The organism is Methanosarcina sp. 2.H.T.1A.6 (assembly GCF_000979455.1).
In the GTDB taxonomy this organism is placed as follows: domain Archaea; phylum Halobacteriota; class Methanosarcinia; order Methanosarcinales; family Methanosarcinaceae; genus Methanosarcina.
Genome location: NZ_JJOY01000004.1, coordinates 946 through 10,147 on the forward strand (window position 1 = coordinate 946; position 9,202 = coordinate 10,147).

The following is a 9,202-nucleotide window of genomic DNA, read 5'->3' on the forward strand; positions in this document are numbered from 1 at the left end:
CCCTTAATGGTTATCGTGGCATAGGGTGTACTTCCCTGCAAAACACCGTTTTTATCGTACCAGTCTCCTCCTGGATTTTTCCATGCAATTCCGCTGTTTCTCTTATTCCAGCTCACATAGCCCGGGTCCCAGGCAGAAGCAGGCCTGTAAACCTCAATCACAGTATCTGCCGGTCTTGAGCTTCCTGCCGGATAATACCAGAAGAGAGAAAGAGACGCGTCACTAACTTCCCCGGAATTATCGTACTCGCTCAGGTCAAACCACATTGCATCCCTGTACTTCCCAGTACTCATCCCGCCTACATCAATAAATGATGAACTCTTGTATACTGTGTTAGGAGAAGCTTCACGCAGACGGTTGTCGTAGACCTCCCCTGTTACGGGCGAGGAGTTTTCCTGTTTGACAACGTTTACAGCTACAGTAGCCGAATCCTTTAGTTTTCCATCACTAACCTCAAAGGTTACGCTGTAGGTCCCTTCCTGTCCTGCAGCCGGAGTCCAGCTGAAAACCCCTGACTTGCTGTCAAAAGTCGCACCTGTGGGAATGCCTGAAGCAGAGTATGCAAGGCTGTCTCCGTCTGCATCCGAAGCGCTTACTGTAAAGGTAAGGCTTTTTCCAGCTTCAACAGTAACATCCGGGATGGAATTTATCACAGGGGGCTGATTATCTACTATTGGTGTTCCTGATTTTGAAGCATACTTTGTGTTCCCGAATGCTCCTATATTGATCCTGCCTCCGTTGTCATCAGGCTCATTTGAGTAAGCAGAGGAAGCAGATCCGGCATCAATGCATGGAGAACTTATGCTATCTTTTACCCAGGTTTCCCCATTCCAGCGACCTGCTACTGATTTGAGATGGTAATCACCACTTTTACTATTCACAAAAAGAGGATCTACATAGATATCTGTTGCTGAGTTAACATTTTTATAGTTCCCGGCTGTGTTGCTGTAGAGACAGTTATTTTCCAGCACAATTTTGTGGGATTTGGGAAGGCGATTAATCACACCATATCCGGTTCCGGCAGCGTTTTTCGTGCGCTGTTGGGTGTTTACTATTACGTTATTACGGACAGTAGTCGTGAATCCTGTTCCTGAGGGTCCGGCGTTGGTGTCAGTTGAATACATATTTACAACCGCCGCGTTATGAACTCCATCAAAGACGTTATTTTCAATCAGGACATTATGAAATCCACTGCCAAGAACGCCCCCAACCCACTCGATGCTCGGATTGGTTCCGGAATCAGAGAAGATATTGTGGCGAATATATACGCTTGATAAACTTTTATCATATGCTCCGGCGGTCCCGATAAGCCAGATACCTGGTCCGTAGGTGTTCGTAATTACATTATCGTAGATCTCGATATTATTCATGTCACCTTTGGATCTCTCAACCTGAATACCCGGGCCGCCTGCGCTCCAGTGATAAAATGAATCAATGAAGTTATCATGGAATTTTACATTCTTTGTGTTCCATACCCTCAGAGCGCTATTAGTCCTGCAGGTTATCTTGTTATTCCAGGCCTCTACATTACTGCACTCAATTGCAAAAAGGCCATCATGCCCAAGTTTATAAACCGTGTTGTTATAAAACTGGATATTACTACCGTATTTTATCCTGAGCCCGTCACCGTGTCCATCATGCATATACATATCATGGACTGTTACATTGCTGGTGTAAAGGAAATAAATCACATTGTAGTAGCCTTTACCCTTGGCAAGCTCAGCATTACCATCGTGATTTACATCAACTTCGAAACCTCTTATCGTAATATCGTGATTCCCTGAACTGCTCATCTGCTGGATAAGGGGTTTCATAGTAGTCCAGCCGGCGTGATCAACCAGCTTGATCACAGCATTTGAGTCTCCTTCAAGAATAGTGTTGCTTCCAATCAGAAGAGTGTTGTCAATAACATATGTAAAAGGTCCTTTGAGGTGGACAGTTGTATAAGCAGAGTTTTCTGCCACAAATTTAAGGGCCTGGTTTATCTGTACATGGTCGTCTTTTCCATCACAGTTAAAGTCCCCACTCCCATCTCCCGCAACATAAATCATAGGTGCAGAAGTCCGGCATGAAACCATAGGAACACTTGAAAGTATAAAGCACCCTATAAGGAAGAGGACTCCCAATTTTCGCTTTAGCATTGCTATCACCTGGGGTCGATCATAATACAATTGGTTGATATGTTTGTAAGGTAGAAGTTCACTCAGATTTGCCGGGAAATTTACATAAATTTATAGCCAGTTGAGATTTTTTTCGATAAATTTATTATGTCTGTTGAAAGAACCCTCCGACAAGATTGTGCAATAGTATCCACTCACCAAATGTTCAAGACTATAGAATAAGCCCTGGCAGAAGTATCATTTCCGAGGCGAATAACCATTATTAGATGAGGGGGAGGATACTGGATTCAGAGTTAATTCCCCTGCTTAAATGACAATTTACTTCCAATATACACAAATTCCCCCCGAGTGGACACTACAAATAAATTATGTTTAATAATCTAATTAAATTTCTATAGTCGTCATTGTAAATTAGCTCATTATATTATAAAAGTATTTGCGCCGAGTTTGCAAATTTATTTAGACACTTAGAGACGTATTGTACGAACTGTTGAAATTTGTATAAGATGATTAATCGATGTGATGCGGCGTGTTATTAAAAAGTATGAAAAAGAAAATAGTGCAATTAGTAAAACTTTTGAGATTTCAGAGAAGCAATTTTTGGAGAATGTTCCGCGCAATCAACTAAAACATTTATTCTTTGCCGCGAGAAGAACAGATATGAAAGTAATTAAAACAAATAAGGTGTAGGAGCAGGAAATCAATAATAAAAGCCACAAATAAAAAATAAAAAATAATCAGCCACTAATAAAAGCCGGCAATAAAGCAATAAGAAAGCAATAGTGGAATGATAGTTAAATCGTGACTAATTCAAGTAACGAATAGAGAAGAAAGATAAGGTCCGAAAACAGATAAGATAGGAAAAAAGATAAGCCTATAGTGAAATCACAGGAAAGCCCTGTGAGATCTAAAAGGCCGCATCAAACAATTTCGTGACATATATCAAGAATCTTTCTTGCAACTCCATCCCAGCTGTGATTCTCAACGACATATTTACGACCCTGTTCTCCCATGGTATTGCACATCTTTTGATCGGAAATTAGCTTCACCACAGCATTAGCGAGTTCTTCGGGGTTCTCAGGAGGTACTGAAATTCCGCCTCCTGAAAGATCGATCAGGTCTTTAACACCTGGTATACTGCTCGCTACAATAGGTTTTCCACATGCAAGGTATTCGTATGTTTTTAAGGCAGAAAGTCCTATCTTTGAGTTTCTTTCCATTATAAAAGGAGCAACGCAAACATCAGCTGCATTAATGTATACAGGAACGTTCTCATAGGGAACTCTTCCAGTAAAAGTGAATTTGTCCGAAAGCCCCATCTCTGCGGCAGTTTCCAGCAGTTTATCCCTCATGACCCCATCCCCCACTACAAGGAAATGAACATCAGGGACTTTTTCCAGGATAAAAGGAGAGGAATAGATTAGAAACTCAACTCCCTGCCAGGCTGCAAGGTGCCCTACAAAACATACATACCTCTTGGAATCATCAAGCTCAAGTCTGACTCTTGCCTGCTTTTGATCCATAGGTTTGAAAATATCGGTATTTGCTCCGTTGTTAATTACAAGAACTTTTTCTGCAGGGACCGAGTATAGCCTCACAAGTTCGTCTTTTAGCTTATCAGTCACAGAAACTATCCTGTCGCAGTATCTGTAATTGAACCTCTCGGAACGGAGTGCCAGATAGGAAAAAACCCTGTATGCAAAGGATTTCGAGTCCGGGCTTACCTTGAGTTCATCCATAACCAACCCATTAACCTCAACTATAGAAGAAATGCCAAAAAGTTTGCACATGGCGATGGGGAAGAACGGAAAAGAGTTCTGACGGAGATAAAGAACTTCAGGCCTGTTTTTTATGCATGAATACAGAAGATAAAAGGATAGCATGAACTCGTAAGAAGGCTGTACAAGGTACTTATTATCTATCACAGGCACATACTTTATTCCGGAAAAACCATGTTCTGCACCTTTCTGACCTGGCGCAAACAAAACTACATCCGTGTATTTTTTCAAATTTCTTAAGAGTTCGAGTATGTGTATATTCGAACCTGATTTTGTATTGAAAGAGCTGTAATAGACCAGGAAAATATTACTTACTTTTTTAAACATAATTGCCGGTATCTGAATAGCAAAAGTAGTTAATTAGTTTATCCCACGACTCCATTTATTAATTTTCATAGGTCTGGAAGAGTAGGTTCGGGATTTAAGTACAGAAAGAGAAATATACTGATTTTGCAGAGAGATATTTATAGGAGAAATTATCTCCTTTGTGTGTTTTTGAGGCATCCGAATCGAAAAAGGAAAAAGATTATGAGAGTACTGGAAGTATGTCAGGAATTTCCTAACAGGTATTACCCCCAGCTTGGAACATTCATAAAGCAGAGCATAGATTCAATCGCAGACCAGGGAGTAGACGTGACGGTTATTTCTCCAAAAGCTTTCGTGCTTCCTTTTTCTTCATTTCCGTACCATAATTTTTCTAAACTGCCCAGGATTGAGCATACAGAAAAATATGACCTTCACTACCCGCGTTATATCTATGTCATTCCCAAAAAATATTTTTACCCCATAACCGGCATTTCATATGCCCATTTCGTTTCCAGGTACGCCATAAAAAACATAAAACCAGAACCGGACCTGATTCATGCACATTTTTCATATCCTGATGGGTACGGAATGATGAGACTTGCAAAGAAATGGAAAGTTCCTCTGGTGATAAGTGCTCTTGGCACGATCGAACGAAAGGTTGCCTATGAAGGGACCTATACTTCAAGGCAGATTATAGAAACCATGAATTTTGCAGATAAAGTCCTTTCTGTCAGTGAAGACCTCAAGGCCCATATAGTGAATCTCGGGATAGACGAAAGTAAAGTACATGTGGTCCCTAACGGTGTTGATACGGAGATATTCAAGCCTGCAGGAAAAGAACAGGCAAGGGATATTTTAAACTTGCCTCAGGAAAAGAATATTGTCCTGTTTATAGGAGCCCTGAGAAAAATAAAAGGCGTGGATTATCTTATTGAAGCTGCAAAAAGTTTTGTGGATACAAACACGGACCTCTATATGGTAGGCAGGGACGACGGGCTTAGAAAAAGTCTGGAAAAAAGGGCAGAAGAGCTCAAAATTGCCAGCTCCATTAAATTTACGGGACCTGTAAACCATGAGGATATTCCCCTCTGGATTTCAGCATCAGATATGCTGGTACTGCCTTCTCTCTCAGAGGGAAGGCCAAATGTCGTACTTGAAGCTCTTTCCTGTGAAGTCCCTGTCGTGGCAACTGATGTTGGAGGGATTCCGGAACTGATGGTTGATGGGGAAACAGGCTATCTGGTTCCTGCAAAAAACCCTGCCGACCTGTCAGAAAAAATAAATCGGCTGCTTGAAAACGAAAGCCGAAGGGAAAAGATGGGAAAACTCGGGCGTAAAAGCATAATTCAACGGGGACTTACCTGGGAAGCCCATGCAAAGAAGACCGTAGATATATACTCAGAGCTTCTATCAAATCCCTCAAAATAAACCTATAGTAAAAAAAGAAGAGGACTCTGCTTCACCAGAACTCTGCTTCATCGAAAAATTCTGCTCACAGGTCAGAGAGAACGTGGTATGCTCTTTTGACCCACCTGAGTTTGATATAGTTTTTTGGCCCACCGGAATTATGCCCAGGATATTTTGGCCAGATCTCCTGAAAATCTCAGGCTACTTTTACAGTCTTTCAGATAATTTAGACCTTTCGCATTTTCGAGAAAAAAGCATAATTACAGGCATTTAAATGCCTGTAAATGTGTTGTTAAGGTTAGAACTTCTGATAGGTTTGCTTAACGCCGGACCGGGAGCAAAGATATCCGTTGCCGGGTTTGAGTATATTTTATTTGCTTGTGTAAGATTGTCCTCAAGATCAATTACATTTTCGGGAGTGTTCCCGTAGAAGTAATTGGAAGTTTCCTTAGTGCTGCTTTCATCGCTGCCGAAGTATAAACCGCTCCTGAGAAACTCTTGAGTCCTGAATACTACATAGCCCCTGTAACTGGATAATTCACTTACATTATCGATGCGGTAGTTATTGTAAATTGAGATGTTCATACCCGAAGAATCCTCAGGAATCGACGGGAGATAAAAGAACCTTGTAGTATAGTAATCGGAATAAACGGCAGAACCCTCCGGAATGTACTTATAAACATGTTCGAAACCACTCAGTTCATTATCAGTGAAATATTCATGCTTTGAACTCTGTCCAAGCATGTTCGCGTCCGAGATGCTGAAGACTGAAGAGATAAAAACAAAAGTGGAAAACAGCAGAGCTATAAAGACCACTGTATTGAACTTTTTAGGCCCATATTTATCCATATAGTTCCAGAATACATAAATTCCATATCCCATTGCGAAAGCCATAAAGGGGCTAACGAAAAGCATAAACCGATCAACCCTGAACAGAACCTTAAACTGCCAGATAGTATTGAGAGGGTTTGGAACATAGAAAATAAGGGTTAACAGGGCAAATAACCCGAAAACTGAAGCATAGTTTTTTCTGTAGTTTTTCAGAAGAAAGCCTATTCCTATAAGGGCAAAAAATAAAAAGACGGATTTATCCAGGAGCCCAAACAGACTGATAAAGCCCTCTTCAAGTACGTCAGAGCCCCCAGAAGTTAAAACTATAGAGTCCCAAAAATGGCTCTGTAAACGGGGAGTCAGGCTTCTCTGCATGAACAGATAAGCTATAAAGAACCAGTAAGCAGTATAAGTAACATTTAGAAGTAAAAAGAAAGGTTTGCTTACATAGTTACCAGCCCCTATAATATACTCCGAGGCAAAAAGGATGATGAGTAATAACACGAACTGGAGTATGGAAACGTTATGGACCAGGGTCAGAAAAATCAAAACTATTACTGAAAGAGCTTTAAAAGAGAATTTATCCTCTTTGAAGTTAACACTGTAAACCAGATATAGCAGTATAATAAACGCTACGAATGACATTGTGCGTGTAATCACGTTTGCGCCGTAATACAGTACAATATAGCTTGCGGAGTAAAGCAGGCAGGAGAGAAGGGAGATTTGCCTGTTGTGTGTAATATGATTAAAGAGATAGTAAAGAAAAACTACGGTTACTGCATAAATTGGTGCTGTAATCAGGAAAAGTGAGGTTTTTGTACTGAGGTTCAAAATTTCGGAGGCTTCTGCAACAAGTATATGGTACAGGGGGAAAAATGCATAGTCACTTAAGGAAGTGGAAATGGTTTGTCCCGTTACTGCAGTGAGTTCCGAAAGAAAAATGTGAGGCAGAATGTCAGTGGTCCCGAAGTAGAAATCATAATTTAAGGTAACGCTGTAAGTAAGGTTTACCATGATTAAAAAAGATTCCAAAAGGACAAGGGACGGCCTTACCTCTTTAGAGAATATTTGCAGGAAAACCGAAAGGTACATCACCAGAATAAATACGAAATAGTACCCTGGTCTGTTTCCCTGAGATAGCAGAAGCACAGCTATTGAGCCAATATAAAATATGCTAAACACGTATGTAAGGGACTTTATGTTTATCGACGGGAAACTGTCTATATCATGCAGACTTACATCTTTTTTGTAAATGTACAATATAAAGAGGCAGGAAAGTACTGCAGGGATTCCTGTAAACAATCCACGAATTGCATAACCTGGCTTTCCGGTTACAAACATCCATACGAAAGTGAATATAACTGCGAGAATTATTGCTAGTGGGAACAGGAAGGAAATTACCTTCATTAAACGGTTATTATCCATGTACTTGAGTCCCGTCTCTTCGCTCAATCCAAACATACTATCTCCATAACCTTAAGCGATCACAACTTTATATATTGAGTTTGAAATAAAGAATTCAAAATTGAATCCGAACAGGATTCAGGGTTGAACCTGAAATAAAAGGTTCGGATTTTTTGTTCGAAGCCAATAGGATTTACAGTGAGGTCTATATTGGTTAAGAATTTTTTGCTCCAACATACTTCAAGTTGGGGTCAATTTCTCCAACCATTTTTACATTTGCATATCGGCAACTATGGCTACATTAACCGGATAAATTCTTAAACATTAAATATCCGAAAGAGACCTGTCTTTTGAAAGGAGAAGGGAATTTGCAAAACTGTACAAAAAACCCAGCCCATAAGCAACGTGCTGCACAGGGATCACAAACAGGGTAAGGATGCCGTATTTTGATTTCATCTTATATACTACCTGAATTGAGGTAACAAAAACCAGAGCGAAATATAAGGTCATCAGTATTAACAGAACTGCTATCGGCACTGTATATACAAGAGAAACAATAAACGAAAGAACTGCAAAAGCTATGGCAATTGAAGGCAAAAAAGCATACCAGCGGACGAATTCGCCGTGTTTTTTGAAAAGCTCAGCCATCCACATGCCATACTTGAACATTCGTATGGAAAATGACTTGAGAGTTCCTCTTCTGTGATGAAGCACTTTTGCTTCTGGAATATACAGGAATTTATGACCTATTTTATTTATTCTGTAATTGAGGTCCCCGTCCTGACCCACTACAAACCGCTCGTCAAAATACCCGGCTTCCTTGATGGAATTTTTTTTGTACATAGCATTGCAATTAGGAAGGGAACTGACATAATGTTTCTTTGTTGAATTTTTGGACTGGGCAGAACCTCCGGAGCCCAGAAATGTTTCCTGAGCATACCCTACAACTCTGCCAAAAATAGGGTCAGTGTCAAATATTAAGTTAGGTCCACCAACACATGCTACATCTTCAGAGGCATTTTTCATTTCACTGACAAGTGTTTTCAGCCATCCGGGATCTACCTTGCAGTCTCCATCCGTAAATGCGACAAGATCTCCCCGAGCGTTTTCCACTCCAAGGTTCCTTGCTGCTGCAACATTTTTTCGTTCATTAAGAAGGAGCCTGACAGGATATTTCTGTACGAGCTCCCGAGTTTTATCAGTGGACATTCCGTCGACGATAATAACCTCATAAGAATCCTGAGGGTAATCAAGATGAAGAAGCGCTTCAATGCATTCTTCAATGAATTTTTCTTCGTTGCGAATACCTATTACAACCGAAACAAAAGGATATTCCATAAAATGACCCCGTTTTTA

The 9,202-nt window shown here is 40.5% G+C and carries 5 protein-coding genes; 1 reads left to right on the plus strand and 4 read right to left on the minus strand.

The genetic code is table 11. From position 1 onward, the window contains the following. Positions 1-2,141: disaggregatase related repeat-containing protein (locus EO98_RS00735; protein ID WP_048160020.1), on the minus strand; the 2,141-nt coding region annotated here is incomplete at its 3' end. Positions 2,142-3,040: 899 nt separating this feature from the next. Beyond that, entirely contained in the window at positions 3,041-4,225 is a 1,185-nt protein-coding gene (locus EO98_RS00740; RefSeq protein WP_048141743.1) for a glycosyltransferase family 4 protein, read from the minus strand. 201 nt (positions 4,226-4,426) lie between these two features. On the opposite strand from EO98_RS00740, the gene EO98_RS00745 reads away from it, so the two are divergent. After that, positions 4,427-5,632: a glycosyltransferase gene (locus EO98_RS00745; protein ID WP_048141745.1), complete on the plus strand. Its 1,206-nt coding sequence runs from the start codon at positions 4,427-4,429 to the stop codon at positions 5,630-5,632. A 249-nt stretch (positions 5,633-5,881) separates the two neighbouring features. On the opposite strand, the gene EO98_RS00750 is transcribed toward EO98_RS00745, so the two are convergent. Beyond that, entirely contained in the window at positions 5,882-7,903 is a 2,022-nt protein-coding gene (locus EO98_RS00750) for a hypothetical protein (protein ID WP_048141747.1), read from the minus strand. Positions 7,904-8,170: 267 nt separating this feature from the next. Then, entirely contained in the window at positions 8,171-9,184 is a 1,014-nt protein-coding gene (locus EO98_RS00755; protein ID WP_048141749.1) for a glycosyltransferase, read from the minus strand. Positions 9,185-9,202: the final 18 nt, after the last annotated feature.

What these genes read in the sequence shown, in the direction of transcription:
- EO98_RS00740 (WP_048141743.1), bottom strand. Translation starts at nt 4,225, where the DNA reads ATGTTTAAAAAAGTAAGTAATATTTTCCTGGTCTATTACAGCTCTTTC.
- EO98_RS00745 (WP_048141745.1), top strand. Translation starts at nt 4,427, where the DNA reads ATGAGAGTACTGGAAGTATGTCAGGAATTTCCTAACAGGTATTACCCC.
- EO98_RS00750 (WP_048141747.1), bottom strand. Translation starts at nt 7,903, where the DNA reads ATGTTTGGATTGAGCGAAGAGACGGGACTCAAGTACATGGATAATAAC.
- EO98_RS00755 (WP_048141749.1), bottom strand. Translation starts at nt 9,184, where the DNA reads ATGGAATATCCTTTTGTTTCGGTTGTAATAGGTATTCGCAACGAAGAA.